This is a genomic window from Micromonospora echinaurantiaca, assembly GCF_900090235.1.
Taxonomy (GTDB): domain Bacteria; phylum Actinomycetota; class Actinomycetes; order Mycobacteriales; family Micromonosporaceae; genus Micromonospora; species Micromonospora echinaurantiaca.
Map to the genome: position 1 here is coordinate 4,009,642 of NZ_LT607750.1, position 26,680 is coordinate 4,036,321.

Consider the following 26,680-nt stretch of genomic DNA (forward strand, 5'->3'; position numbering starts at 1 on the left):
CTCAGGCCTCCTTGGCACGCGGGTTGCGGGGCGTGGCCTGCTGGGCCCGGGCCGGCAGTGCCCGGCCCAGTCCGCTGACCCGCGGGGACAGGAACGCCCGGGTCCGGGCGAACATCGTCATGATCGGGTGGCGGAAGAGGAAGACCACGACCAGGTCCAGCACGGTGGCCAGACCCAGGGCGAACGCGAAGCCCTTCACCGTGCCGACCGAGACGATGTAGAGCACCACGGCCGACATGAGGGTGATGGCGTTCGCCGAGATGATCGTCCGCCGGGCCCGGATCCAGGCGCGCGGCACGGCGCTGCGCGGGCTGCGCCCCTCCCGGATCTCGTCCTTGAGCCGCTCGAAGTAGATGACGAACGAGTCCGCCGCCACACCGAGTGAGACGATCATGCCCGCGATGCCGGCGAGGGTGAGGGTGAAGCCGATCTGCCGGCCGAGCACCACCAGCGCGCCGAAGACCAGCAGCGCCGAGAGGATCAGGCTCAGGAAGATCACCGAGCCGAGCAGGCGGTAGTAGAAGAACGAGTAGATGATGACCAGCAGCATGCCGATACCCGCCGCGAGCAGACCGGCCCGCAGGTGGCTGGCGCCCAGGGTGGCGGTGACGTTCTGCTGCTCCTGCGCCTCGAAGGTCACCGGCAGCGCGCCGTAGCGCAGCTGGCCGGCCAGCTCGCTGGCGTCCTTCTGGTTGAAGCTGCCGGTGATCTGCGAGTTGCCGGTCAGCACGCCCTGGATCTCCGGCGAGGAGACGATCTCGTTGTCCAGTACCACGGCGACCCGGCACTTGCCGTCCTGGCCCAGCGCGGTCGCGTCGCAGGCGCCGCCCTCATTGTTGAACGCCTCGCGGGTGAGGTTCGTCCACTTCTCCTGACCGTCGCCGGTGAAGTCGAGGCTGACCACCCAGGCGCTGGTCTGGTCGAGCACCGCGTTGGCGTCGCTGACGTCGGTGCCGAGCACCTTCGCCACGTCGAGCAGGTACTTCGCGGCGCCGTCCTCACAGGCCACGACCTGCTGGTTCGGGTCGGAGATCGACGCCGGCGGCCGGTCGTCGAGCTGGGCGCAGCTGATCTGCGGCACGTTGAACTGCATGGTCGCCGGCAGCACCGCGACCTCGCGTGGGGTGAGCGAGGCGAACGGCTTGAGCTTCTCGGCCAGCGACGGGTCGCTGCTCAGGTCGGCCGGGCCCTGCAGGCCGCTCGCGGCGGCCCAGGCGGCGGCGCCGACCTTCTGCTCGACCGCCTTGCGCTGCTCCTCGATGCCCTGCGGCACCGGGGCGGCGCTGGCGCTCGGCGACGGCGCGGCGGCGCTCGGCGAGGCGGACGGGGTGGCGCTCGGCGCCGGGGCGGAGCCGCCCTGGCCACCGGCGGTCGGTGAGGCGGTCGCGGCCGGCGCGCTGGCCGACGGGGTCGGCGCGGCGCTGCCGGACGGCGCCGGGCTGGCGGTGCCCGACGGGGTCGGGGTGGCCGCCGGCGCGGTGACCGCGCCGCTGCCGTCGGCGGCCTTCAACAGCTTGCGGAAGCGCAGCTCGGCCGCGCTGCCGACCTCGGTCAGGTCCCGGTTCTCACCGGGCAGGGAGATCACGATGTTCCGGTTGCCCTCGGTGACCACCTCGGCCTCGGCCACGCCGAAGGCGTTGACCCGGCTCTCGATGATCTGGCGGGCCTCCTCCAGGTTCTCCGCCGTCGGGGCCCGGCCGTCGACGGTGTTGGTCGCCTCCAGCGTCAGCCGGGTGCCGCCGACCAGGTCCAAACCGAGCCGGGGCTCGAGCCGGTCCTTCAAGCCGCCGCTGGCGCCGCCCGAGAAGAACACCAGTAGGTAGAGGACGACGAAGATGAGCCCGAGCACGGCCAACTGCCGTCCGGGGCGCATCTGTCCCTGAGGTGGTGCCACGGCTGTCCTGTCTCCCTGTAACGGTCGCGCCGCCGGGCTGCGGCGGCGGGTGTCGGGCCGGGGTTTCCGGCCGACGGGCCTGAGGGGTCGGCACCGGGCCGACACGCCGCCGCTGCGGCCGGCGGGCGCCGACCGGTCACGGGTACGTGCCGACGCCCGGCGTCGACCCGACTATCCAGTTTTCACGTCACGTCCGCCGACCACCCGGCGTGGCGCACCGGCGTGCGGCGGCCCCACCCCGGACGGGTGGACGACCTCACTCCTTGACGGCGTCCGCGTCCTCGACGACTTCCTCGGCCGGGCGCTCCGCCTGGGTGACCACCCGGGCGATCGCCGGGCGGGCGTACCGGGTCTGCACACCGGGTGCGACCTCCAGCAGGACGGTGTCGTCGTCCACGCCGGTGACCGTGCCGTAGAGCCCGCCGATGGTGACCACCTCGTCCCCCGGGGCGAGGGCACGCTGCATCGCCTCCGCCTCGCGGCGGCGCTTCTGCTGAGGGCGGATCATCATGAAGTACATGACGCCGAAGAGCAGGACGATCATCAGGATCGGCGTGAGACCGCCGGCACCTCCGCCGCCCTGTGCTGCATAAAGCACGGTTACAGACCTTCCCATTGGCCTCCGACTCGGCACGAGGGGCGCCGGAGCGGAGGCGGATTCTCACGTCCTGTACAGACCGCGGCGAGTCTAATCCCTGCACCTGGGAACGCCGAATGCGGCACAGATCACGTTCGCATCACGGCTGATCGGGCTGCACGGAGAACAGATCGGGCGCGGGAGGGGCATCGGTGCCAAATGTACCATTCGGCGGCGTACGCCCCAGATGCCGCCAGGCAGCCTCGGTGGCCACCCGCCCCCGGGGCGTACGGGCCAGCAGGCCGGCCCGCACCAGGAACGGCTCGCACACCTCCTCGACCGTGTCCGGCTGCTCCCCCACCGCCACGGCCAGGGTCGACAGGCCGACCGGGCCGCCCCGGAACGAGTCGACCAGCGCGGTCAGCACCGCCCGGTCCAGCCGGTCCAGGCCGAGCGCGTCGACGTCGTACACGGTCAGCGCCGCCCGCGCGGTCTCCAGGTTGACCACACCGTCGGCCCGGACCTCGGCGAAGTCGCGGACCCGCCGCAGCAGCCGGTTGGCGATCCGGGGGGTGCCCCGGGACCGGCCAGCGATCTCGGCGGCGCCGTCGTCGGTGATCGGCACGCCGAGGATCCGCGCCGAGCGGTGCAGCAGCGTCTCCAGGTCCGTTGGGGAGTAGAAGTCCAGGTGGGCGACGAAGCCGAAGCGGTCCCGCATCGGCCCGGTCAGCAGGCCGGACCGGGTGGTCGCGCCGACCAGGGTGAACGGCTCGACGTCCAGCGGGATGGCGGTGGCGCCCGGGCCCTTGCCGACCACCACGTCGACCCGGAAGTCCTCCATCGCGCTGTAGAGCAGTTCCTCGGCCGGCTTGGCGATCCGGTGAATCTCGTCGATGAAGAGCACGTCACCCTCGGCGAGGCTGGTCAGGATCGCCGCCAGGTCGCCCGAACGCTCGATCGCCGGGCCGCTGGTCACCCGGATGCCCGAGCCCAACTCGGCGGCGACGATGTTGGCCAGGGTCGTGTTGTGGACGACGAAATCGTTGACGGTGAAGGTGTGGTCCCCGTCGACCGTCAGACACCGGCACTCGTGCAGACCGGCGGGCTCCACAGCCGTCACCCGGTCGGCCGCCAACCGCTCCTCGAAGCGGTCGCGGCGCGGACCCCATTCGGCGAGTCGCATGCCCCGCGCGCCGATGACCGTGACCCGTTCGACGAACCGGGCCACATCGTCCTGACTGGTGATGCTCAGCCGCCAGGACTCGTGCGGCCTGCCCTGGTAGCGGCCACGCTTGAGCTTGAGCCGGGACTGGACGCCCAGCCGGAGCAGCAGGTGCTGGACGTCCTCGAGCAGGCCGCGCGACACGCTGTAGTACTCGACGACCACGTCGTAGCGGTCACGTCCGCGCCGGCTCACCGTGCCGTCACAGGCGAAGTACGCGCCGAGGAATGCCCCGACCTGCCAGCTGTCGCCGCGGTAAACGAAGTCCGGTACCCGCTTCTGCCAGGCGTTCTTGTCGATCAGTTGGTGTTCCGTGAGCCATGACCGGAGTCCGGACACCCGAACCAGAGAGCTGCGGGGACTGTTCGGCCTGGTGGTGTGCGCATGGCCAAGCCGGTCGCACACCGCCCGGAAGTCGGCGAGGACGGCCTCGTCGCCGCCCGTGAAGGTCACCTGGTTGGTCGTGCAGCCATCCCCGATGAGGTATCCGGCCAGCCGGAACTCATCGACGTCCTCGGTTCCGCCGGAGATCAGCTCCGGACACAGCACGTTCGCAACGGAGTCACGTTCCGTGAGGTCGCCTGCCTTGACCCAGCCGTCGGGCGTCCAGAAGGGGTGGTCCGGCGCGGCAACGACCTCCCGTCCGCTGACTGTCCGAATCCGAACCGAATCCAGTTCGCCCTGTTCATGCACGGCCGTCACCGTGGCACCCTCGCCCGTCCGGGTGATGACCCGGTCGCCCACGACGATGTCGCCCAGCCGACGACGGGTACCGTCCTCGAGCAGTACCAGGGCATCGACTGAGACCGGTTTACCCAGGCCAGGCGGCCCCGACAGGAGGATGTGGTCCGGCGGGCTGCCGCGGCGCATCGCGCCCTTGAGCAGCAGGTCGAGCTGGTCACGCACCCGGTGCTGGGCGATGAACTCGTCCAGCCGCTTCGGCCGGACGCTGGCCTCCGCGTCCCGTTCGGCGTCGTGAACGTACGCCGAGACCAGGCCGCCGTCGGGACCGGTCATCGGGTCCGGCCCAGCAGCCGGATGGCCTGCTTGAGCAGGACCGGCACGGGCGGGGTGTCCCCGTCCACGGTCTCCGCCACCGCGGCCACCGCCTGGTCGGCCTGGGCGGCCGTCCAGCCGAGCCCGACCAGCGCCTGGCGGACCTGCTCGGGCCAGGCCCCGCCGGTCACCCCGGCCGCGCCGTCGGCGCCGACCGGCACCGGACCGATCCGGTCGCGCAGCTCCAGCACCAGGCGTTCGGCGCCCTTCTTGCCGATGCCGGGCACCCGGGTCAGCGCGGCCGTGTCGGCGTTGGCGATGGCCTTGCGGACCGCGTCCGGGGTGTGCACGGCGAGCACCGCCTGGGCCAGCCGGGGGCCGACCCCGCTGGCCGTCTGCAACAGCTCGAACAGCTGCTTGGCGTCGTCGTCGGCGAAGCCGTAGAGGGTGAGCGAATCCTCCCGGACGACCAGGCTGGTGGCCAGCCGGGCCGGCTGACCGACCCGCAGGTCGGCGATCGTGGCCGGGGCGCAGTGCACCGCCAGCCCGACCCCGCCGACCTCGATCACCGCCTGATCCGGACCGGTCGCGGTCACCACGCCGCGCACGCTGGCAATCATCTGCCTCCTCCTCGTCGTACCCGGTCGGCCGCGGCGGCCAGCTTGGAGCGCGTACCGCCGCGCCACACGTGGCAGATGGCCAGGGCGAGGGCGTCGGCGGCGTCGGCCGGCCGGGGCGGCTCGGGCAGCCGCAGCAGCCGGGTGACCATGGCCGTCATCTGCGCCTTGTCGGCCTGACCGGAACCGGTCACCGCGGCCTTCACCTCGCTCGGGGTGTACGTCTGCACCGGCAACCCGGCGCGCGCCCCGGCCAGCACGGCGATCCCGCTCGCCTGTGCGGTGCCCATCACCGTGCGGACGTTGTGCTGGCTGAACACCCGCTCCACGGCGACGCTGTCCGGCCGGTGCTCGGTAACCAGGTCGGTCAGCGAGCGGTCCAGGTGCAGCAGGCGCACCGGCAGCTCGTCGGCTGGGTCGGTGTAGACGACGTAGTAGGCGACCAGGGTGCACTGCCGCCCGGGCAGCCCCTCGACCACGCCGACCCCGCACCGGGTCAGCCCCGGGTCGACGCCCAGCACCCGCACGCCGCCTCCTCCCCCAGCCGTCAGCAGTACGTGTGTTCGACACCCTACTGGGGTCCGCTGGCGGGTGCCCGGCGGGACACGCCGGGACGGCGCGCCGGCACCGCGATCCGGCGGTGGGCGGGCACCGAGGGCCCCGGAGCCGCGGCCCAGCCACCGGAATTCGGGCGACGGGCCGGGCGACGGCGGTGACCGGCGATCACACCCGGGCCCGGTCCACCTCGACCGCCACGGTCACCACGTCGCCGTCGTCCTTGCCGGCGCGGATCCGGGCCGGCACCGCCAGCAGCCAGCCGGCCTTCCGGTCGCGCCAGACGCTGGTCGACCAGGTGCGGCCGTCCACGGTGGCGGTCACCGGCACCCGGCCGAACGGCCCGGCCTCGTCCGGCGCGTGCTCCTCGGGCACGGGAGCGAACACCCAGCCGCCCGCGCCGGACCACCGGACCAGGGTCGCCTCGAAGGTCGGCGTCACCCGCATGCCCCTTCCCATCTCCGCCCGAACAGGCCGCCCGTCGGATGCCGCTGGGCGGCCTGACCCCACCGCCCGCGACTGTGCCACCGCCCCCCGACATTCCGCCCGCCGCGGCAGCCGACGGGGCCAGCGGCGAGGAGGCGCTGCGGCCCACACAACCTGACCGTCGAGTATGTGTCGCCACCCCATGTGCGCCCGGCCACACAGCTCGTAACTTCTTGCGCCATGACGGCAGAACCCGTGGCGGTCCCCCACGTCGTGAACGTCGACCTCGCCGGTCGCAGCGCCCTGGTGACCGGGGGCGGCAGTGGCATCGGACGGGCCTGTGCCCTGCGCCTGGCGGCGGCCGGCGCGACGGTGCTGGTGGTGGATCGCAACGTCGAGGCGGCCAAGGCGGTGGCGGCCGAGACCGGCGGCCGGGCCGAGGGCATCGACCTGGCCGACGCCGAGGCGGTGGACCGGCTCGACGCGGATGTGGACATCGTGGTGAACAATGCCGGGTTGCAGCACGTCGCCCCGGTGCCGGAGTTCCCCGCGGACCGGTTCGCGTACCTGTACCGGGTGATGGTGGAGGCGCCATTCCTGCTCATCCGCCGGGCGCTGCCGCACATGTACGCGCAGGGCTGGGGGCGGATCATCAACATCTCCTCGGTGCACGGGCTGCGCGCCTCGCCGTACAAGGCCGCGTACGTGTCGGCCAAGCACGCGCTGGAGGGGCTGTCGAAGGTGGTCGCGCTGGAGGGCGCGGCGCACGGCGTGACCGCCAACTGCGTCAACCCGGCGTACGTGCGCACACCCCTGGTGGAGAGTCAGATCGCCGACCAGGCGGCCAGCCACGGCATCCCCGAGGCCGAGGTGGTCGAGAAGATCATGCTGGCCCGGGCCGCGATCAAGCGCCTGATCGAACCCGAGGAGGTGGCGGAGCTGATGGCGTACCTCTGCTCCCCGCCGGCGGCGTTCATCACCGGCGCGTCGATCGCGCTCGACGGGGGCTGGACGGCGAGCTAGTGGCGAGCCGCACAATGTCGGTCATGTCGTCGCCGGTGGAGTACCTGGAACTGCTCGCCCGGGAAGCGGCCGCGGTGGAGTTCGAAGGGCCGCTGGTCGCCGCCCGCGCCGCCGGCCTGCCCGCCGACCGGCTGGCCGAGCTGGAGCAGGCCAAGACGGTGGCGCTGCGGGTCCGCGCGCTGCTGGAGCGCCGGCGCCGCCGGGAGACCGAGCTGTCCGGGCTGTACGACACGGTCAGCGACCTGGCCGGGCTGCGGGACCTGGACGACGTGCTGCGGGCGATCGTGCACCGGGCGCGCAACCTGCTCGGTGCCGACGTCGCCTACATGACGCTCGACGACGAGGAACGCGGCGACACCTACATGCGGGTGACCGACGGTTCGGTGTCGGCTCGCTTCCAGCGGCTGCGGCTGCCGATGGGCGCCGGGCTCGGTGGTTTGGTGGCCCAGTCCGGCGCCCCCTACGTGACCGCCAACTATCCCGAGGACGACCGCTTCCACCACACCGGGGAGATCGACGCCGGGGTGGGTGAGGAGGGCCTGGTGGCCATCCTCGGGGTGCCGCTGCGGCTCGGCTCGACCTCGATCGGCGTGCTCTACGCCGCGAACCGCTCGGCCCGCCCGTTCGCCCGGGAGGAGGTCGCGCTGCTGGTCTCGCTGGCCGCGCACGCCGCGGTGGCGATCGACACCGCGCGGCTGCTCGCCGAGACCCGGTCGGCGCTGGAGGAGCTGTCGGCGGCCAACACCACCATCCGGGCGCACAGCAGCTCGGTGGAGCGGGCCGCCGCCGCGCACGACCGGATGACCGCGCTGGTGCTGCGTGGCGGCGGGGTGGAGGACGTGGCGGCGGCGGTGACCGAGGTGCTCGGCGGGGCGCTGCTGGCGCTGGACGCCGAGGGCCGGCTGCTGGCCCGGGTCGGCGAGATAGAGGAGCCGGACCGGGCGGACATGGTGGAGGCGATCGCCGCGTCGCGTACCGAGGGGCGCAGTGTGCGCCGCGGTTCGCTCTGGTACGCCGCGGTGGTGGCCGGCGCGGAGAACCTGGGCGCGCTGGTGCTCCGCCCGGACGACGACCTGGTCGACGCCGACCAGCGGATCCTGGAGCGGGCGGCCCTGGTGACCGCGCTGCTGCTGTTGTTCCGGCGCACGGTGGCCGAGGCGGAGGGGCGGGTCCGCGGCGAACTGCTGGACGACCTGATCGCCCGGCCGCTGCGGGACACCGACGCGCTGCGTAGCCGGGCCCGCCGGCTCGGGGTGGACCTGGACGCCCCGCACGTGCTGGTGGCGGTCGGCGACGACGCGATCGCGGCGACCGGCTCGGCCCGGCAGCGGGTGCTCTCCTGGGCCACCACGTACGCCTCGACGCGGGGCGGGCTGGCCGCGGCGCGCGACGGGCGGGTGGTGCTGATGCTGCCCGGCACGGATGCCGGCGGCAGCGCCCGGGCGGTGGCCCGGGACCTGTCCCGGGTGACCGGCCGGCCGGTGACCGCCGGGGCGAGCGGCCCGTCCACCGGGCCGGCGTCGCTGGCCACCACGTTCCGGGAGGCCGACCGTTGCCTCACCGCGCTCGGCGCGCTGGGCCGGGCCGGGCAGGGCGCGAGCACCGCCGAGCTGGGCTTCGTCGGGCTGCTGCTCGGCGCGGTCGGCGGCCAGGGCGACCAGGACGTCACCCGGTTCCTGGAGGCGACCGTCGGCCCGGTGGTCGACTACGACGCGCGGCGGGGCACGGCGCTGGTCAAGACGCTGGAGGCGTACTTCGGGGTGGGTGGCAGCCTGGCCCGGGCCGCCGAGCTGCTGCACGTGCACGTCAACACGGTCACCCAGCGGCTGGAGCGGGTCGGGCAGCTGCTCGGCGCGGACTGGCAGAAGCCCGAGCGGGCGCTGGAGGTGCAGCTCGCGCTGCGTCTGCACCGCCTCCGGACACCCGCCGGCTGACGGTGCCGCCGGCTGACGGCGGTGGGCTGACGGTGGTCGCCGGCGGCCGGGACGGTCAGCGGGCGCGGATGCCCTCCAGCACGCCGTCGACGACCCGCTCGGGCAGGCCGGCGTCGTCGAGGTCGGGGCTCCAGCGCAGCACCCGCTGGATCAGCATCGGGCCGGTGAGCATCGCCATGGTGACCTCGATGTCGAGGTCGGCGCGCAGCTCGCCGGTGCGGATCCCCCGGCGCAGCACCTCGCGCATCAGCGCCCGGCGCGGCTCGATGATGCTCTGGTAGAGCTGGTACTCGTCCGGGCTGCGGTTCACCCTCGGCACCAGGCAGGGCATGATCCGCGCCGCCCGCGGGTCGATGTGGTGGCCGACCGCGCTCACCAGCACCACCAGGTCGTCGCGGACCGATCGGCCAGCCGGCGCCGGCGGGTTGCCCTTGAGCCGGCGCAGCGCGTCGGTCAGCAGGGCGTCCTTGCCCGGCCAGCGGCGGTAGATGGTGGCCTTGCCGACGCCGGCCCGGGCCGCGATCGCCTCGATCGAGATCGTCTCCACCGAGTTGCCCTCGGCGAGCAGATCCAGGGTGGCCTCGACGATCGCCTCGTCCGCGCGGACGCTCCGCGGTCGCCCGGGCGACCGCGGAGCATCGGCGGCGGAAGTCATGTCGGACATTGTCGCCGACCCTAGGCGGTCCCGGCCAACTCGGGTTCGCCGGCCGGCACCGGGGCCGCCGGGGCCGCCGAGCGGCCGGGCATCCAGCGGGCCACCACCAGCAGACCTGCGGCGGCCGCCACCGCGGCGAGCATCGCGGCCCAGTGCATCGCGGTCACGAAGGCGTCGTTGGCCACCGCAATCAGGTGCGGCGCCGCCGGGCCGAGCTGACCCGCCGCGGCGTACGCCCCGGAGATCGACTCGCCGGCTGCCTGCTGCGCCCCGGCCGGCAGGTCCCGCAGGGCCGGCTCGACGTCGCCGCGGTAGACCGCGGAGAGCACCGACCCGAGCACCGCGACGCCGAGTGCGCCGGCCACCTGCCGGATGGTGTTGCTGACCGCCGAGCCGACTCCGGCCTTCTCCCGGGGCAGCGCTGACATGATCGACTCGGTGGCCGGCGGCATGATGTTGGCCATCCCGACGCCCTGGAGGAAGAAGAAGACCAGCACCACCCAGATCGGCGTGGTCGCGTCGATGAACGCGAACGCGCCGAGCGCCACCGCGGTGAGCGTCAGGCCGACCGCGGCGACCGCCTTGCCGCCGTACCGGTGCACCATCGCCGCGCTGCGCGGGGCGAAGAAGAGCTGGGCGGCGGCGAACGGCAGGAAGAGCAGGCCGGTCTCCAGCGGGCTGTAGCCGCGGACCAGTTGCAGGTAGAACGAGCTGAAGAACATCACGCCCATCGCGGCGAAGAAGACCAGCCCGACCAGGGCCACCGGCGCGGCGAAGCGCGGCACCCGGAACAGCCGGACGTCCAGCGACGGGTGGTCGCTGCGCCGCTCGTGCGCGACGAACCAGGTCAGCACCGCCAGACCGCCGACGATCGAGGCCCAGACCACCGGCCGGCCGAAGCCGTGCTCGCCGCCGTCGATGATGCCGTACGACAGGGCGACCAGGCCGACCACGGAGAGCAGCACGCCGAGCACGTCGACCCGGCCCGGCTTCGGGTCCCGCGACTCGGGCACCAGCAGCGCGACCAGGACCACGCCGAGCGCCACCACCGGCACGTTGATCAGGAAGACCGAGCCCCACCAGTAGTGCTCCAGCAGCGCGCCGCCGAGCACCGGGCCGATCGCCACGGCCAGGCCGACCGCCCCGGCCCAGACGCCGATCGCCCGCCCCCGCTCCCGAGGGTCGAAGACGTTGGAGATGATCGAGAGCGTCACCGGCATGATCGCCGCGCCGCCGACGCCCATCAGCGCGCGGGCCGCGATCAGCTGGCCCGGGCTCTGGGCGTACGCGGACAGCAGCGAGGACAGGCCGAACAGCGCCAGCCCGACGAGCAGGAAGCGCTTGCGGCCGGCCCGGTCACCGAGCACCCCGAAGGTGAAGAGCAGACCGGCGAAGACCAGCGTGTAGGAGTTGATCGCCCACTCCAGCTCGCCCTGGCTGGCGCCGAGGCCGTGCACCGGGTCGGCGAGGGTGCGGAGCGCGACGTTGAGGATCGTGTTGTCCAGGACGACCACGAGGAGGCTGATCACCAGCACCCCGAGGATCGCCCACCTCCTCGGATGTCCGGTGTTCTCGTTCGGTGGCATCGGTGGTGTTCTCCCCCCGGTCACCCGTGCCGGAATACGATACGGGACAGACTCGTAACTGGGGTCAGCGTAGGCGCTGCATTAACGATACGGAACCGATCCGTATCGGATGTGTCGGCCGTCACGTCTGAGCCGACCGGTCGTCAACGGGGGGATCGCCCCGTGGACTCCGGTCGCCGCCCGGATCCGGGCGCGTCCTTCCGCGGGCGGCGACGGCACCCTGACGCGGCTGCGAGGTTCGGGGCCGATCGTCCGATTCGGCGGTGTGACCGGCTGCATCCGGGGCGCGGAATCGTGGCCGGGCGCGGGGCGTTACACCATGCGGACGATCGAGCAAGGGCACGCCAGCCGTGACCCGGCCGCGGAATGACGGTGGCCCGCCGGTCGTTGCATCCCCCGGAACGATCGCAGCAAGGCCCCGCCGGACACGGGTCCCGGCCCCCGGAATGATGCCGGGCCGGCGGTCGTTACACATGGTCCCGGCGCCGCGAGGCATCCCCCGCCCACGGCAAGCGCCGGTTCTTTCCCCCAGTTCTGTGAGCGCCTGATGGTGCTTGCGCCCGGCCGCGACCCCCTCGGTGCGGGCGTCAACCCCCGAATGGAGCTTCCTGATGAACACGATCATGCGTAAGAGCGTTCTCGGTATCGCTGGTCTCGCCGTCGCCGGTGGCCTCGCCGCTGGCCCGCTGAACCACGCCGACAGCACCCCCACGACCGGCCCGGCCGCGGTCGCCATGGTCGAGGCCGGCAAGCCGGACATGGGCAAGCTGATTCCGCATGGTGTGCAGGGTGAGCAGTCGCGCATCGAGCTCGACGGTGAGCAGGTGGAGAACGTGAAGGCGATCATCGCGGCGACGAAGAAGTCCGACATGGACGAGCGGGCCGCCGTGGTGGCGATCGCGACCGCGCTGCAGGAGTCGAAGCTGGAGAACCTGGGTCACCTGGGTGAGCGCAACGACCATGACTCGCAGGGCCTGTTCCAGCAGCGCCCGTCCAGCGGTTGGGGCACGGTCGAGCAGATCACCGACCCCGAGTACTCGACCACGGCGTTCCTGAAGGGCCTCAAGCAGGTCGACGGCTGGCAGGACATGCCGCTGACCAAGGCCGCCCAGACGGTGCAGGTGTCGGCCTACCCGTTCCACTACGCCCAGTGGGAGCAGCAGGCCGCCGACCTCGTCGCCGAGCACTGGAACAGCTGACAATCGAACACGCAGGACCGACAGCCGCTGGCCGGCACCCGTGACGGGTGCCGGCCAGCGGCGTGTCGGTAGCGGTCCGGTCAGCGTCGGCGGGACGCCCACCAGCGGCCGGCCAGGGCGGCGACGCTGCCCCAGATGCCGCGCCGGAACAGCAGCACGACGAGGACGAAGATGCCACCGGTGACCAGGCCGATCGCCTCGAAGCCGGAGAACGACAGCCAGTCCTCCAGGCGCACCACGATGGCCGCGCCCAGCACCCCGCCCCAGAGCGTGCCGATCCCGCCGAGCACCACCACGATGACCGCCTTGCCGGAGGTGGTCCAGTGCAGCACCTCCAGCGAGACGAACCGGTGCCCCACCGCGAACAACCCGCCGCCGAGCCCGGCGATGAACCCGGAGAGCACGAACGCGGTCAGCTTGTAGCGGTGCACCGGGTAGCCGAGCGCACGGGCCCGCGCCGGGTTGTCGCGGATACCGACCAGCACCCGGCCGAACGGCGAGTGCACGATCCGCCAGGCGCCGAGCAGGCCGAGCAGCACGATCGGCAGGATCGCGTAGTAGAAGTAGTAGTCGTCGCTCAGGTCCAACCCGAACAGCTCGCGGGGCACACCCTGCAGGCCGTTCTCGCCCTGGGTCACCGACCGCCACTCGTTGGCCACGTAGTAGACCATCTGCGCGAAGGCCAGCGTGACCATGGCGAAGTAGATGCCGGTCCGCTTCACCGCCAGGTAGCCGATCGGCACCGCGAGCACCGCCGCGGCGAGGGCGCCGGCGAGCACCGCCGCCGGGAACGGCAGCCCGAGGTGGATCGCCACCAGGCCGGTGACGTACGCGGAGGCACCCCAGAACGCGGCGTGCCCGAAGGACATCAGCCCGGTGAAGCCGAGCAGCAGGTCCACCGCGACCGCGAACAGCGCCCAGCAGAGGATGTCCACGGCCACCGCCGGGTAGAGCCCGTTGGGCAGCCAGAACGCCACCAGCAGCCCGACGGCCAGCAGCGCGTACCGGAGCCAGCGGGGCGCGCGGGCGACGGTGAGCAGCCCGGACGGCGCGGCCGGGCGGGCCGCGTCGGCCGGGGTGTCCACGGTGCTCGTCATGCCGGTGCCTCCTCACGGCCGAACAGCCCGGCCGGGCGCCAGAGCAGTACGACGGCCATCACGATGAAGACGATCGTCTGCGACACGATCGGGAACTGCGACAGGTACGCCTCGCCCCACGCCTGCACCAGCCCGATCCCGAAGCCCGCGGCGACCGAGCCGAAGATCGAACCCAGGCCGCCGATCACGACCACGGCGAACACCACGATGATCAGGTCGGCGCCCATCAGCGGGTTCACCGCCCGCATCGGCGCGGCGAGCACGCCGGCCAGCCCGGCCAGGCCGATGCCGAAGCCGAAGACCGGGGTGACCCAGCGTCCGACGTTGATGCCGAACGCCCGGGTCAGCTCGGGCCGCTCGGTCGACGCCCGGACCACCATGCCGATCCGGGTGCGGGTGAGCACCCACCAGACGCCGACGCAGACGGCCACCGCGAAGCCGAGGATGAACACCCGGTAGGTGGGGAAGTCGAAGATCCCGAAGTCGACCGAGCCACTCAGCGCCGACGGGGTGGCGTACGGGCTGGACTGCACCCCGTACCGCAGTTTGACCAGGTCCTGCAGGATCAGCGTCAACCCGAAGGTGAGCAGGAAGTTGTAGAGCGGGTCGAGCCGGGTGAGCCGGTGGATGAACGCCCGCTCCAGCGCCATGCCGAGCAGGCCGAGGCCCACCGGCATGATCACCAACGCCGCCCAGAACGGTACGCCCGCCTCGCTGAGCAGCACGTACGCGCCGAAGGCGCCGAGCATGTAGAACGCCCCGTGGGCGAAGTTGACCACTCGCAGCATGCCGAAGATGACCGCGAGCCCGAGGGCGAGCAGGGCGTAGAACGCCCCGCTCACCAACCCGTTGAACGTGTTCTGCAGGAAGCCGGTCATCGGCCCGTCACATCTTGCACGCCGACGACGGGGCGGCGAAGGCCTCGGCGGCGGGGATGGTCTTGAGCACCTTGACGTAGTCCCACGGCTCGGAGACCTCGGACTGCGGCTTCACCTGGGCCAGGTACGCGTCGTGGATGACCCGGTGGTCCTCGGCGCGGATCTTGCCGTTGCGCAGGAAGACGTCGTTGACCTCCTTGCCCTCCAGCCCCTTGACCACCGTGTCGGCGTCGTCGGTGCCGGCGGCCTGCACGGCCTCCAGGTACTGCATCGCGGCGGAGTAGTTGGCCGCGTGCGCGAAGGACGGCCGGGTGCCGGTCTCGGACTGGAACCGGTCGGCGAACTCGCGGTTCTGCTGGTCGAAGTTCCAGTACCAGGCGTCGGTGTAGGTGGTGCCGGCCAGCGCCGCCGGGGTGAGCGAGTGGATGTCGGTGATGAACATCAGGCCGACCGCCAGGCCGACGCCCTTGTCCCGCAGCTTGAACTCGTTGTACTGCTTGACCACGTTGACCAGCTCCGCGCCGGCCTGCATGGTGCCGAGCACCTCGGGCTTCGGGTTCAGCGTCGGCGCCTTGAGCAGGAACGTGGAGAAGTCGCCGCTGGTGTTCGGGAACGGCGCGCCGTCCTTGGCGACGACCTTCCCGCCGGCCGCGGTGATGGCCGCCGAGAAGCTCTTCTCCATGTCCTGGCCGAAGGCGTAGTTCGGGTAGAGGATGTACCAGTTCTTGCCGACCTGCTCGGTGGTGGTCTTGCCGGTGCCGTTGGCCAGCATGTACGTGTCGTACGCGTAGTGGAACGTGTACTTGTTGCAGCTCTTGCCGGTCAGGTCGGTGGTCGCCGCGCCGATGTTGAAGTAGAGCTTCTTCTTCGCCTTGGCCACGTCGGCCACCCGCAGCGCCGCCGACGAGGTCGGCACGTCGAGGATCAGGTCGGCGCCCTGACGGTCGTACATCTCCTGGGCCTTGCTGTTGGCCACGTCCGGCTTGTTCTGGTGGTCGGCGGTCTCGACGGTGATGTCCTTCGTGATCGCCTTGTCTCCGTGCTTGGCCTTGAAGTCGGCCACCGCCATCTCCACGGCGGTGACCGAGTTCTTGCCGGACAGCTCCGAGTACGCGCCGGACTGGTCGTTGAGCACGCCCAGCACGATCTTGCCCCCGGTCAGCTTCTCGTCGCCGCCCGACTGGGGCCCACCGCCGCCGCAGCCGGCGACCAGCATCACCGCCGCCGCCGAAGCGGCGGCCACACCCACCGTCCTACGCATGCCCAATCCTTTCGTCCGCGCCGGGCGCGGCGTCCGTTGTCGACATCAGATGCCGAGGTACGACAGGAGCTCGCGCTCCCGCGACCGCACCTCGGAGTTGTCCATCGCCTCCGCGATGCGTCCCTCGGCCAGCAGGTAGTGCCGGTCGGCGACGCCGGTGGCGAAGTGCAGGTTCTGTTCCACCAGCAGCACGGTCACCCCGTGCCGCTTGGCCTCGCGCAGGAGATCGCCGACCTGCTGCACGAGCAGCGGCGAGAGCCCCTCGGTCGGTTCGTCGCAGAGCAGCAGCCGGGCGCCCATCCGCAGCACCCGGGCCAGCGCGAGCATCTGCTGCTCGCCGCCGGAGAGCATGGTGGCGGCCGAGTCCCGCCGCTCGTAGAGCGCCGGGAACGCCTCGTACACCCGCTCCAGCGACCACGGGTCCGGGCCCACGCTCGGCGGCAGAGTGAGGTTCTCGGTCACGGTCAGCGTGGCATAGCTGCCCCGGTCGTCGGGGACCCAGCCGAGCCCGAGCCGCGCCCGCCGGTGCGCCGGCAGCCGGCCGACGTCCTGGCCGTCCAGCTCCACCGTGCCGCGCTGGCCGGCGTGCAGCCCCATCACGCAGCGCAGCAGGGTGGACTTGCCGGCGCCGTTGCGGCCGACCAGGGTGACCACCTCACCGGCCTCGACCTCCAGGCTGACCTCCCGCAACACCTGCGCCTCGCCGTACCAGGCGGACAGGTTCTCAATGCGCAGCATCAGCGGCTCCCAGGTAGGCGGTGATCACACGCTCGTCGGCGCGGACCTCTTCGTACGGGCCCTCGACGAGGACCTTGCCGGCCTGCAGGACGGTCACCGTGTCGGCGAGCCGCCCGACCACGCTCATGTTGTGCTCGACCATCACCACGGTCCGGCCCTGCCGGACCTGGGCGATCAGGTCGACGGTGCGGTCGACGTCCTCCAGGCCCATGCCCGCGGTCGGCTCGTCCAGCAGCAGCACCTTCGGGTCGAGGGCGAGCGCGATGGCCAGCTCCAGGGCCCGCTTGCGGCCGTACGCGAGCGCCTCGGCGGGCGCCTCGGCCAACTCCGCCAGCCCCACCATGGCGAGCAGTTCGGTGGCCCGGTCGGTGTACCGCCGCATCAGCGCGGACGAGCGCCAGAACCGCCAGCCCAGCCCGCTCGGGCTCTGCAGCGCCAGTTCGACGTGCTCCCGGGCGCTCAGCTGCGGGAAGAGGCTGGTGATCTGGAAGGAGCGGGCCACGCCGAGCCGGGCCACCTGCTCCGGCGGCAGCCCGGTCACGTCCCGCCCGGCCAGCTCGATCCGCCCGCCGCTGGGCTTGAGGAAGCCGGTGAGCAGGTTGAACAGGGTCGTCTTCCCGGCGCCGTTCGGGCCGACCAGCGCGTGCACGCTGTCCGGCGCCACGTCCAGGTCGACGCCGTCGACCGCCCGGAAGCCCCGGAAGTCGCGGGTCAGCCCGCGAGCCGACAGGAGCGCTTGCCCGGCCATCGCACATCCTCCGCAGGTCTGGCGCGACGGGCCCGGTCGGTGACCGTGGTCACATGGCCGTCGCGTTCAGGAAACCTACGGCGGGGCGTGTGAGTCGAGCCATGTCGATGACCCACATATTCCCCGGCGTCGAACCGGGTGCGGACACCACCCCCGACCGTCCACGCCCGGACAGCGGACCATCGAGGGCGATCAGTAGCTCGGCCGGTGACGCTGTGGCATGTGGCGGACCCACGGTGCGTGCCGCGGGAGCGTTCCCGGTCACCCCGTCAGGGCGTTCAGCGCCAGGTCGACGTCGTCGGAGGTGGAGTAGACGTGGAACGAGGCGCGCACCCGGCCGGCCCGTACGGCGGCCCGCACCCCGGCCCGCTCCAGCCGCTCCCGGGCGCCGGGCACCTCGACGGCGACGATGGCGCTGTCCCCCGGCGGGCGGCCGAGCCCGGCGAGGAACCGGTTGGCCAGCGCCACGTTGTGCTCGTGCACGGCCGGCACGCCGATCTCGGCGAGCAGGTCGAGGGCGGGCGCGGTGCCCACCCAGCTGAACCAGGCCGGGGAGATGTCGAACCGCCGGGCGTCGGCGGCCAGCCGCAGCGGCGGCCCGTAGTAGGAGGCGTGCGGGTCCTCGCCCGCGTACCAGCCGGCGGCGTCCGGACGCAGCCGGTCGCGCAGGTCGGGGGCCAGGTAGGCGAAGGCGGTGCCGCGCGGCGCCATCAGCCACTTGTACGCGCCGACCACCACCACGTCGGCGCGGGCCGCGTCGAACGGCAGCCAGCCGCACGCCTGGGTGGCGTCCACCGCGACCAGCGCGCCGTGCGCCCGGGCCGCGGCCACGATCTCGTCGTACGGGGCCACCGCGCCGTCGGCGGACTGCACCAGGCTGAACGCGACCAGGTCGGTGCCAGCGTCGATCGCGTCGACCAGCTTGGCCAGCGGCACGGTGCGCACCCGCACCCCGCGCTCGGCCTGCACCAGCCAGGGAAAGAGGTTGGAGGTGAACTCGACCTCGGGGGCCACCACGGTCGCGCCGGGCGGCAGCGCCGCCGCGACCGGGGCCAGCAGTTGCGACACCACGGCGCCGGTCGCGACGTCAGCGACCGGCACGCCGACCAGGTTGGCGAAGGCGGCCCGGGACCGTTCGGTCGCCTCGCCCCACCCCTCCCACGAGGTACGCCCCACCCGCCAGTCGGCCAACGCGTCCTGCACCGCCGTCCAGGCCGGCTCGGGCGGCAGCCCGTAGCTGGCGGTGTTCAGCCAACCCGGCTGCGGCTGCCACAACTTCTGCGCCTGCTCGATCTCCACCCGGTCGACGGTAGCCACCACCGCCGCCCGGCGGCACGGCCAATCCGCCACTCGCGGCCCACGCCGGCCGGCCGGATGGGGACGGCGCCCCGCCCGGTGGCTCGACCGGACGGGGTCAGGCGGCGGCGCGGAGGGCGCGCACGCTTCGGCGTACCTCGTCGAGCACTCGGTCCAGCGGCCAGCGGGCGAGGTCGGCCAGCGGGTGCTCGGCGCGCAGCCGGCGTACCACCGCCAGCCCGACCAGGTAGCCGCAGCGCTTCGGCAGGTCGCCGGCGAGCGACGACTCCCGCATCAGGAAGTACGGCGCGTGGTGTTCGGCATCGGTGGCGCCCAGATCGGCGCCAATCCGGTCGAGGATCTCCGGCCACCGGCGGCGGCAGGTGTCCAGCCACGTCCGGTAGCCGGGGCGGCCGAACCAGAGGTACGCCGCGTCGGTGCCGCCGGGCGCGGTCTCGGCCGAGACCTGGGTGGCCAGTCCCTCGGTGAACAGCGCGTTCGCCACCCCGTACGGCGGCCAGTCGCGGATCGTGGCGAGCCGGTCGTGCAGCACGTGCGCCGTCTCGTGCAGCACCAGCAGCCGGTCGTCACCCGGCGTGCCGAGCTGCTCGACGGCGAGGAAGAGGGCGAACCGGCCGTCGAGCCGGTCCGCCCAGCCGTTGGCCCGGTGCAGCCCGACCAGCACCACGCAGTCGAGCGGATCGCCGTCGGCCGACCAGTCCAGCGCCGCGGCGACGGCCCGGATGCCGTCCGGCAGCAGCGCGCGTACCGCTGCGGAGCGGGCGGCGAGGTCGGCGCCCTCGTCGCGGAGCCGGACCAGGACGTCGCCGAGGTCGTCGGGGCGCGACCACTCTCCCGCCTCGTCCAACGCGGCGAAGACGCCGGGGTGCCGGTCGAGGTAGCGGGACCGCCAGAGTTCCGGCCACCGCTCGGCCGGTATGCCGTCGCACGCGCGCAGGCAGGCCAGGAAGTCGGGCACCAGGTCCCGGACGCGCACCAGATCCGTGGAGAGCACCTCCCGATGGTCCCCGATCCCGCGCCGGCCCGCTGGCCTCCCCGCAGCGGGAGGCGGCCACTACTTCCTTGCTGGAGTGGCCTCCCCGCGAGGTGAGGCCACTCCATCCTGGATGTAGCGCGATCGTGGGCAGCGGAACGCGCGGCGGGGCGGGCGGGCGGGCGCGTGGGCCGGGTCAGCTCACGTTGGCGGGGCCGAGGACGCTCTTCAGGTCGGCCATCAGCGCGGTGGTGGCCGCCACCCGGAACGGGCCGAGCCGCAGCGTGGTGGTCCGGCTGCCGTTGAGCAGCTTGACGTGCACCTCGGCGTCGCCCGGGTGCAGCACCAGGGTCTCCTTGAGCCGCTCGACCAGCGGCGGGGTGCACCGGGTCACCGGGATGGTGAGGGTGACCGGCTTGTTGGCCGCGCTGCTGCTGACGTCCGGCATGGACATGTCCATCGCCATGATCCGCGGGGTGTCGTCGCGGCGGTCCACCCGCCCCTTCACCACCACGATGGCGTCCTCGGCGATGTACTGCCCGATCACCTCGTAGGTGTTGGGGAAGAAGAGCGTCTCCACCCCGCCGGCGAGGTCCTCCAGGGTGGCCGAGGCCCAGGCCCGGCCCTGCTTGGTGACCCGCCGCTGCACGCCGGAGAGGATGCCGGCGAGGGTGACCACCGCGCCGTCCGGGACGGTGCCCTCCTCGGACAGCGCGGCGATGGTGCAGTCGGCCGCCGCGCCGAGCACGTGCTCCAGGCCGAACAGCGGGTGGTCGGAGACGTAGAGGCCGAGCATCTCGCGTTCGAAGGCGAGCTTGTCGCGCTTGTCCCACTCGCCGTCGCCGATGGTCGGCATGACCGTGGTGCTGCCACTCGCGTCGTCCTCGCCGAACCCGGCGCCGAAGAGGTCGTACTGGCCGACGGCCTCCTTGCGCTTGACGTCGGCGTACGCGTCGATGGCGTCCGCGTGCACGGCGAGCAGGCCCTTGCGCGGGTGCCCGAGCGAGTCGAACGCCCCGGCCTTGATCAGCGATTCGATGGTCTTCTTGTTGCAGACCACCGCGTCCACCTTGGACAGGAAGTCGTAGAAGTCGGTGTAGGCGCCCTTCTCATCCCGGCACCGCATGATCGCGGCGACCACGTTCGCGCCGACGTTGCGGATGGCGGCCAGGCCGAACCGGATGTCCTTGCCGACCGGGGTGAACGGCCCGGCCGAGGTGTTGACGTCGGGCGGCAGCACCTGGATGCCCATCCGCCGGCACTCCGACAGGTAGAGCGCCATCTTGTCCTTGTCGTCACCGACGGAGGTGAGCAGCGCCGCCATGTACTCGGCCGGGTAGTTGGCCTTGAGGTAGCCGGTCCAGTACGACACCAGCCCGTAGCCGGCGGTGTGCGCCTTGTTGAAGGCGTAGTCGGCGAACGGGACCAGGATGTCCCAGAGGGTCTGGATGGCCTCGTCGGAGTAGCCGTTGGCCCGCATGCCGTCGCGGAACGGGATGAACTCCTTGTCGAGGACCTCCTTCTTCTTCTTGCCCATTGCCCGGCGCAGCAGGTCGGCCTGGCCGAGGCTGTAGCCGGCGAGTTTCTGCGCGGCGCGCTGCACCTGCTCCTGGTAGACGATCAGGCCGTAGGTGGGGCCGAGGATCTCCTCCAGCGGCTCGGCCAGCTCCGGGTGGATCGGGGTGATCTCCTGGAGGCCGTTCTTGCGCAGCGCGTAGTTGGTGTGCGAGTTGGCGCCCATCGGGCCGGGCCGGTAGAGCGCCAGCACCGCGGAGATGTCCTCGAAGTTGTCCGGCTTCATCAGCCGCAGCAGCGAGCGCATCGGGCCGCCGTCGAGCTGGAAGACGCCGAGCGTGTCGCCGCGGGCCAGCAGCTCGTACGTCGGCTTGTCGTCCAGCGGCAGCTTCAGCAGGTCGACGGTGGTGCCGTGGTTGGAGGCGATGTTCTTCAGCGCGTCGTCGATGATGGTGAGGTTGCGCAGGCCGAGGAAGTCCATCTTCAACAGCCCGAGCGACTCGCACGTCGGGTAGTCGAACTGGGTGATGATCGCCCCGTCGGCGTCCCGGCGCATCAGCGGGATGTGCTCGATGATCGGCTCGGCGGACATGATGACGCCGGCGGCGTGCACGCCGGTCTGCCGGATCAGGCCCTCGATGCCGCGGGCGGTGTCGATCACCTTGCGCACGTCCGGGTCGGACTCGTAGAGGCCGCGGATCTCGCCGGCCTCCGCGTAGCGCGGGTGCTTCGAGTCGAAGATGCCGGACAGCGGGATGTCCTTGCCCATCACCGCCGGCGGCATCGCCTTGGTGATCCGGTCGCCCACCGCGTACGGGTAGCCGAGCACCCGGGCCGAGTCCTTGATCGCGGCCTTCGCCTTGATCGTGCCGAAGGTGGCGATCTGGGCGACCTTGTCCTCGCCCCACTTCTCGGTGACGTATCGGATGACCTCGCCGCGCCGACGCTCGTCGAAGTCGATGTCGACATCCGGCATGGAGACCCGCTCGGGGTTCAGGAACCGCTCGAAGATCAGGCCGTGCGGCAGCGGGTCCAGGTCGGTGATGCCCAGCGCGTACGCCACCAGCGAGCCGGCCGCCGAGCCGCGGCCCGGGCCCACCGCGATGCCCTGGCTCTTCGCCCACTGGATGAAGTCGGCGACCACGAGGAAGTACGACGGGAAGCCCATCTGGATGATGACGCCCAGCTCGTACTCGGCCTGCTTGACGTGGGTCTCCGGGACGCCCTCGGGGAACCGGCGGGCCAGCCCGGCGAAGGTTTCCTTGCGGAACCAGGACTCCTCGGTCTCGCCATCGGGCACCGGGAAGCGCGGCATCAGGTTGCGGAACTCGAACATCCCGGTCGGGTCGACCTTCTCGGCCACCAGCAGCGTGTTGCGGCAGCCCTCCAGCCAGACGTCGGAGCCGTCCACGCCGCGCATCTCGTCGGCGGACTTGATGTAGTAGCCGCTGCCGCCGAACTTGAACCGGTTCGGGTCGGCGATGTTGCTGCCGGTCTGCACGCAGAGCAGCACGTCGTGCGACTCGGACTGGGCCTCGTGGGTGTAGTGCGAGTCGTTGGTGACCACCGGCGGGATGCCGAGCTTGCGGCCGATCTCCAGCAGCCCGTCGCGGACCCGCTTCTCGATGTCCAGGCCGTGGTCCATCAGCTCCAGGAAGTAGTTCTCCCGGCCGAAGATCTCCTGGTACTTGGCCGCCGCCTCCAGCGCCTGCGCGTCCTGGCCCAGCCGCAGCCGGGTCTGCACCTCGCCGGAGGGGCAGCCGGTGGTGGCCATCAGCCCGTCGGCGTACTCGGCGATCAGCTCGGCGTCCATCCGCGGCCACTTGACGAAGAAGCCCTCGGTGTACGCCCGGGAGGTGAGCGCGAACAGGTTGTGCAGGCCGGTCTTGTTCCGCGCCCAGATGGTCTTGTGGGTATAGCCGCCGCTGCCGGAGACGTCGTCGCTCTTCTGCTCCGGCCGGCCCCACCTGACCCGCTGCTTGTGGAAGCGCGACTCCGGCGCCACGTACGCCTCGATGCCCAGGATCGGGGTGACGCCGGCGGCCATCGCCTGCTTGTAGAAGTCGTGCGCGCCGTGCATGTTGCCGTGGTCGGTCATCGCGACCGCCGGCATCTCCTGCCGGCTGACCTCGGCGAACAGATCCTTGAGTCGGGCGGCGCCGTCGAGCATCGAGTACTCCGTGTGCACGTGCAGATGCGCGAACGAATCGCCCATGCGGAGCGCCCCCCGGGGTCGGTCATGGGATGGTCGAGGTCGGTCCGCTTACCCTATCCCCGCCGCACCGGGGGTCTCCAGCAGCGCCGCGCGGCACGCCGGGCCGGGTGGTGTGGATCTCTTCCGGCGCCGCCGGGCAGTCGGCTGCCGGACTCGCTCTCGCCGCCCCCGAGCCGCCGGCCCTAGCCTGGAACGACGGCGGACCGGCGAGCATTGGACGAGCGGATGCCCCTCGCGGACGGGATCGAGGACCTGGCCGACGCCGCCGCGCGCGGCGACCCGGCCGCGCTGGACGCGCTGCTGGTGGCGGTCCGGCCGGAGGTGCTGCGGCTCTGCGCCCGGCTGCTGCCGCACCGCGAGGACGCCGAGGAGGCGTGCCAGGACACGCTGCTCGCGCTGGCCCGCGGGATCACCCGGTTCGAGCGGCGCTCGTCGTTCCACACCTGGCTGTACCGGCTCACCGCGAACCGGGCCCGGTCCACCTACCGGGTGCTGCGCCGGCGCTGGCTGGTCGAGGCCGGCGGGGTGCCGCTGCCCGACCGGCCCGACCCGCGGCGCACCAGCGTGGTCGCCGGGACCCGGCTCGACCTGCTCGACGCGCTCGACGCCGTCCGCCCGGAACTGGCCGAGGTGATCGCTCTGCGGGACGTGCTGGAGCTGAGCTACCCCGAGATCGCCGACCTGCTCGACGTGCCGGAGGGGACCGTGAAGTCCCGCGTCCACCTGGCCCGCCGGCAGGTCCGGCAGCGGCTCTCCGATGACTGAGCGCCGCCGGCCGATCGCCGTCGCGGCCCTGATGGCCGTGGTCGCCGGGGTGACCGGGTGCGGCGGCGAGCGGCCCGTCTCGCCGCTGCCCGTCCAGCCACCGCCGCCGGTCGCCGCCGGCACCACCACCCCGCCCGGCCCGCCCGCCGGCACCCCGTCGACCCCCGCCACCCCGCCGGGCTCGTCGACTGTCGCGCCGCCGACCCGGCGTCCCGCGCCGGCCGCTCCCCCGCCGACCACCGGCAGGGGTACGCGTACCGCGTCGCCGACGCCCGCCTGTCACGGCCCGATCCGGTACGACATCGTCCTCGCCGAGACCGAACTGGAACTGATCAGGTCGCTCTGCTTCGCCGCCGGCGCGGTGCTGCGCATCCAGGGCATCGGGCCGGGCCTGGTCACGGTGGACCGGGAGGACCTGGTCTCCCGGCACTACGAGGCGGGGGTGGTGGACATCCGCTTCGTGCGGACCGGCACGGTGGCGGTGACCATCCCCAAGGACGGCCGCGAGCACACCATCACCGTGGTGGTTGTCTAGCGGGGCCGGCTCCGGGTCAGGCAGAACGGGTGCCCGGCCGGATCGAGGAACACCCGCCACCGGTCCCCGCCCGGTTGCCACTGCGGCTTGACCGCCCCCGACTCCAGCAGCATGGACTCCGCCTGGTCGAGGTCGTCGACGGCGAAGTCGAGGTGGAACTGCTGCGGCACGGTCTGCCCCGGCCAGCGCGGCGGCTGGTAGTCGTCGACCCGCTGGAAGCCGATGAGCAGCCCGCCCTCCCGGGCCAGCCCGGCGAACTCACCGTCGGATCCCTCGGCGAGGGGCAGCCCGGTGGCCCGCTGGTAGAACGTGGCCAGCGCCAACGGATCCACGCAGTCGAGCGTCACCGCCGTCAGCCTCATCCGCGGCGGCATGGCGACTCCGTAACGACTGTCACGCTGTCGACCCTACGGGAGGTCGATCCACCGCCGATGATCACCGGACAGGTCAGGCTCCTAGTCCCGCGGCGGGCGTACGCGCACCCCGGCCAGCAGCGCGTCGACGAACCCGGATTCCGCACCCGGCGGCGGAACCACCTGCACGTAGAGCAGTCCGGCCGGGGTCGTCCCGGCCGCCTCGACGATGACCGGTCGTCCGCTCGGGCAGGCGTACCCGGCCACCACCCAGTCCACCCCGCCCTGCCGGGTACGCCGCACCGGCGCTCCGGCGCAGTCGGCGTGCGGGCGCTCGGCGACGAAAGCCTCGGCGCCGGTCCGCCGAGCGATGCTGGCGGAGAGGCCGACGAAGGCGCCCGGCACGCTCGGGTCGACCGCCCAGCGGGCCGGGTCCGGCGAGACGACCAGCGCCGGTTCGAGGTCGCCGTCGTCGCCGTACTGGCCGGCCCAGCCGGTGCCGGCGGCCCGCCAGCCGGGCGGCAGGGTGATGGTGACCGGACCGCTGCCGGCGGTGGCGGCGCCGGGGCGGGGTGGGGTGCAGGTGTCTCCGGCCGCGCCGCCCAGCGCGACGAGCGCCAGCACGCCGGCCCCGAGCAGCCCAGCCCGTCGCCGGCCACCCCGGCGGCTCCGCGACACCCCGGACACCGGGCCGGGTGTGGCGGCGGCCCGCAGCGCGGCGCGGAACGCGGTCGCGTCCGGGTAGCGGTCGGCGGGGTGGGGGGCGGTGGCCCGGCGCAGCACCGCGGTCACCGCCGGCGGCACGCCCGCGCGGGGCCGGATCGGCGCGCCGGGCCGCCCGGCGGGCGCGCAGAGCAGCGTCACGCCGAGCCGGCCCAGCCCGAACACGTCGGCGCGGGTGTCCACCACGGCGAGCGGGTCGTCCTGCTCGGGGGCCATGTAGCCGGGGGTGCCCGCTCGGGCGGTCAGCCCGGAGGCGGCGGCGAGCGCCTTGGCCAGCCCGAGGTCGGCGACGAGCACCCGCTCGCCGGCAGGGGTGGACCGGAACAGGATGTTGCCCGGGGTCAGGTCGCGGTGCACCACGCCGTGCCGGTGCAGCACGGCGACCCCGGCCGCGATCTCGCCGAGCAGGTCCACTGCGGACGCCACCGGCAGCGGGCCGGTCGCCAGTCGGTCCCGCAGGCTGCCGCCGTCCGCCCAGGCCAGCACCGCGTACGGCCGGCCGTCGGGCAGTTCGCCCACCGCGTGCACCCGGACCAGCCGCTCGTGGTCGAGCCGGCGCAGCAGCCGGGCCTCCTCCAGGAAGCGTTCCCGCACCCGCAGGTCGTGGCTCCAGTTCTCGGCCAGCACCTTGACCGCCACCCGGGAGTCCAGCACCGGGTCGTGCCCGAGCCAGACCGTCGCGAACGACCCCGCCCCGAGCAGCCGCTCGATCCGGTAGGAGCCGATCCGCACCGGTGCGGTCATGCCGTCACCCCCGTGATCCGCTCTCGGGCGGTCCATGTCGACGGTAGACGGGCCGGCCGGTCGACGGCACTCCCCCGTTCCGCCGGCCGCACTCGCCTGCGCCGCGAGGCGGCCGGTGGACGGTCGGGAACCCG

23 protein-coding genes and 2 pseudogenes are annotated in these 26,680 nt (G+C 72.8%); 5 read left to right on the forward strand and 20 right to left on the reverse strand.

Going from position 1 to position 26,680, the window contains the following annotated elements:
- Position 1: 1 nt before the first annotated feature.
- The 8 genes and pseudogenes from secD to GA0070609_RS33345 all read right to left on the reverse strand — a co-directional run bounded on the left by secD (position 2) and on the right by GA0070609_RS33345 (position 6,308).
- Positions 2-1,894 (reverse strand): protein translocase subunit SecD, encoded by a 1,893-nt coding sequence (secD, locus tag GA0070609_RS17990; protein WP_172899361.1) that lies wholly within the window; start codon positions 1,892-1,894, stop codon positions 2-4.
- Positions 1,895-2,150: 256 nt separating this feature from the next.
- Positions 2,151-2,438, reverse strand: coding sequence for a preprotein translocase subunit YajC (yajC, locus tag GA0070609_RS17995; protein ID WP_172899527.1), 288 nt, complete (start codon positions 2,436-2,438; stop codon positions 2,151-2,153).
- A gap of 193 nt (positions 2,439-2,631) precedes the next feature.
- Entirely contained in the window at positions 2,632-3,654 is a 1,023-nt protein-coding gene (ruvB, locus tag GA0070609_RS34515) for a Holliday junction branch migration DNA helicase RuvB (protein WP_269459298.1), read from the reverse strand.
- A 33-nt stretch (positions 3,655-3,687) separates the two neighbouring features.
- Positions 3,688-4,386: pseudogene (locus GA0070609_RS34520) on the reverse strand (LAGLIDADG family homing endonuclease); the annotation flags it as partial.
- Positions 4,366-4,710: pseudogene (locus tag GA0070609_RS35255) on the reverse strand (Holliday junction branch migration DNA helicase RuvB); the annotation flags it as partial. The pseudogenes GA0070609_RS35255 and GA0070609_RS34520, both read right to left, overlap by 21 nt.
- On the reverse strand, positions 4,707-5,309 hold the full coding sequence (gene ruvA, locus GA0070609_RS18010) for a Holliday junction branch migration protein RuvA (protein ID WP_088994853.1): 603 nt from the start codon (positions 5,307-5,309) through the stop codon (positions 4,707-4,709). The gene ruvA and the pseudogene GA0070609_RS35255, both read right to left, overlap by 4 nt.
- Positions 5,306-5,833: a crossover junction endodeoxyribonuclease RuvC gene (gene ruvC / locus GA0070609_RS18015; RefSeq protein WP_088994854.1), complete on the reverse strand. Its 528-nt coding sequence runs from the start codon at positions 5,831-5,833 to the stop codon at positions 5,306-5,308. The genes ruvA and ruvC overlap by 4 nt, the downstream gene beginning before the upstream one ends.
- Before the next feature lie 196 nt (positions 5,834-6,029).
- Entirely contained in the window at positions 6,030-6,308 is a 279-nt protein-coding gene (locus GA0070609_RS33345) for a DUF1905 domain-containing protein (RefSeq protein ID WP_157748235.1), read from the reverse strand.
- A gap of 219 nt (positions 6,309-6,527) precedes the next feature.
- On the opposite strand from GA0070609_RS33345, the gene GA0070609_RS18025 reads away from it, so the two are divergent.
- A complete protein-coding gene (locus GA0070609_RS18025; RefSeq protein ID WP_088994856.1) occupies positions 6,528-7,310 on the forward strand; it encodes a 3-hydroxybutyrate dehydrogenase in 783 nt (260 codons plus the stop codon).
- 14 nt (positions 7,311-7,324) lie between these two features.
- Positions 7,325-9,244, forward strand: coding sequence for a helix-turn-helix domain-containing protein (locus tag GA0070609_RS18030; protein WP_088994857.1), 1,920 nt, complete (start codon positions 7,325-7,327; stop codon positions 9,242-9,244).
- Positions 9,245-9,299: 55 nt separating this feature from the next.
- Here the strand turns inward: GA0070609_RS18030 and GA0070609_RS18035 are convergent, their stop codons facing one another.
- Together GA0070609_RS18035 and GA0070609_RS18040 are read right to left on the reverse strand one after the other, a co-directional pair.
- Positions 9,300-9,908, reverse strand: coding sequence for a TetR/AcrR family transcriptional regulator (locus GA0070609_RS18035; RefSeq protein WP_088994858.1), 609 nt, complete (start codon positions 9,906-9,908; stop codon positions 9,300-9,302).
- 11 nt (positions 9,909-9,919) lie between these two features.
- Positions 9,920-11,485, reverse strand: a complete 1,566-nt coding sequence (locus GA0070609_RS18040; RefSeq protein WP_088994859.1) for an MFS transporter — start codon at positions 11,483-11,485, stop codon at positions 9,920-9,922.
- 611 nt (positions 11,486-12,096) lie between these two features.
- Between GA0070609_RS18040 and GA0070609_RS18045 the strand changes: the two genes are divergently transcribed.
- Positions 12,097-12,684, forward strand: a complete 588-nt coding sequence (locus tag GA0070609_RS18045; RefSeq protein WP_088994860.1) for a hypothetical protein — start codon at positions 12,097-12,099, stop codon at positions 12,682-12,684.
- Between the two features lie 80 nt (positions 12,685-12,764).
- On the opposite strand, the gene GA0070609_RS18050 is transcribed toward GA0070609_RS18045, so the two are convergent.
- The 8 genes from GA0070609_RS18050 to dnaE form a co-directional block, all read right to left on the reverse strand.
- The gene (locus tag GA0070609_RS18050) at positions 12,765-13,781 is read right to left on the reverse strand and encodes a branched-chain amino acid ABC transporter permease (protein WP_088994861.1); all 1,017 of its coding nucleotides are present in this window, start codon (positions 13,779-13,781) and stop codon (positions 12,765-12,767) included.
- Positions 13,778-14,659 carry a branched-chain amino acid ABC transporter permease gene (locus tag GA0070609_RS18055; RefSeq protein WP_088994862.1) on the reverse strand — a complete coding sequence of 294 codons (882 nt, stop codon included), beginning with the start codon at positions 14,657-14,659 and terminating at the stop codon, positions 13,778-13,780. Before GA0070609_RS18055 ends, GA0070609_RS18050 begins: the two co-directional genes overlap by 4 nt.
- A 7-nt stretch (positions 14,660-14,666) precedes the next feature.
- Positions 14,667-15,920 (reverse strand): ABC transporter substrate-binding protein, encoded by a 1,254-nt coding sequence (locus tag GA0070609_RS18060; protein WP_172899363.1) that lies wholly within the window; start codon positions 15,918-15,920, stop codon positions 14,667-14,669.
- Positions 15,921-15,965: 45 nt separating this feature from the next.
- A complete protein-coding gene (locus tag GA0070609_RS18065; protein WP_088994864.1) occupies positions 15,966-16,658 on the reverse strand; it encodes an ABC transporter ATP-binding protein in 693 nt (230 codons plus the stop codon).
- The gene (locus GA0070609_RS18070; protein ID WP_088994865.1) at positions 16,645-17,406 is read right to left on the reverse strand and encodes an ABC transporter ATP-binding protein; all 762 of its coding nucleotides are present in this window, start codon (positions 17,404-17,406) and stop codon (positions 16,645-16,647) included. The genes GA0070609_RS18065 and GA0070609_RS18070 overlap by 14 nt, the downstream gene beginning before the upstream one ends.
- A gap of 261 nt (positions 17,407-17,667) precedes the next feature.
- A complete protein-coding gene (locus GA0070609_RS18075) occupies positions 17,668-18,705 on the reverse strand; it encodes an aminotransferase class V-fold PLP-dependent enzyme (RefSeq protein ID WP_088997811.1) in 1,038 nt (345 codons plus the stop codon).
- A 115-nt stretch (positions 18,706-18,820) separates the two neighbouring features.
- Complete coding sequence (locus GA0070609_RS18080) at positions 18,821-19,717, reverse strand: hypothetical protein (RefSeq protein ID WP_088994866.1); 897 nt, start codon at positions 19,715-19,717, stop codon at positions 18,821-18,823.
- A gap of 175 nt (positions 19,718-19,892) precedes the next feature.
- The gene (gene dnaE, locus GA0070609_RS18085; protein ID WP_088994867.1) at positions 19,893-23,426 is read right to left on the reverse strand and encodes a DNA polymerase III subunit alpha; all 3,534 of its coding nucleotides are present in this window, start codon (positions 23,424-23,426) and stop codon (positions 19,893-19,895) included.
- 225 nt (positions 23,427-23,651) lie between these two features.
- Between dnaE and GA0070609_RS18090 the strand changes: the two genes are divergently transcribed.
- Both GA0070609_RS18090 and GA0070609_RS18095 read left to right on the forward strand, forming a co-directional pair.
- A complete protein-coding gene (locus tag GA0070609_RS18090) occupies positions 23,652-24,191 on the forward strand; it encodes an RNA polymerase sigma factor (RefSeq protein ID WP_088997812.1) in 540 nt (179 codons plus the stop codon).
- The gene (locus GA0070609_RS18095) at positions 24,184-24,726 is read left to right on the forward strand and encodes a hypothetical protein (protein WP_088994868.1); all 543 of its coding nucleotides are present in this window, start codon (positions 24,184-24,186) and stop codon (positions 24,724-24,726) included. Before GA0070609_RS18090 ends, GA0070609_RS18095 begins: the two co-directional genes overlap by 8 nt.
- Here GA0070609_RS18095 and GA0070609_RS18100 read toward each other — a convergent pair.
- Entirely contained in the window at positions 24,723-25,088 is a 366-nt protein-coding gene (locus GA0070609_RS18100; RefSeq protein ID WP_197700168.1) for a VOC family protein, read from the reverse strand. The two genes, GA0070609_RS18095 and GA0070609_RS18100, sit on opposite strands and share 4 nt — an antisense overlap.
- Positions 25,089-25,181: 93 nt before the next feature.
- Positions 25,182-26,546 (reverse strand): serine/threonine-protein kinase, encoded by a 1,365-nt coding sequence (locus GA0070609_RS18105; RefSeq protein ID WP_088994870.1) that lies wholly within the window; start codon positions 26,544-26,546, stop codon positions 25,182-25,184.
- Positions 26,547-26,680: the final 134 nt, after the last annotated feature.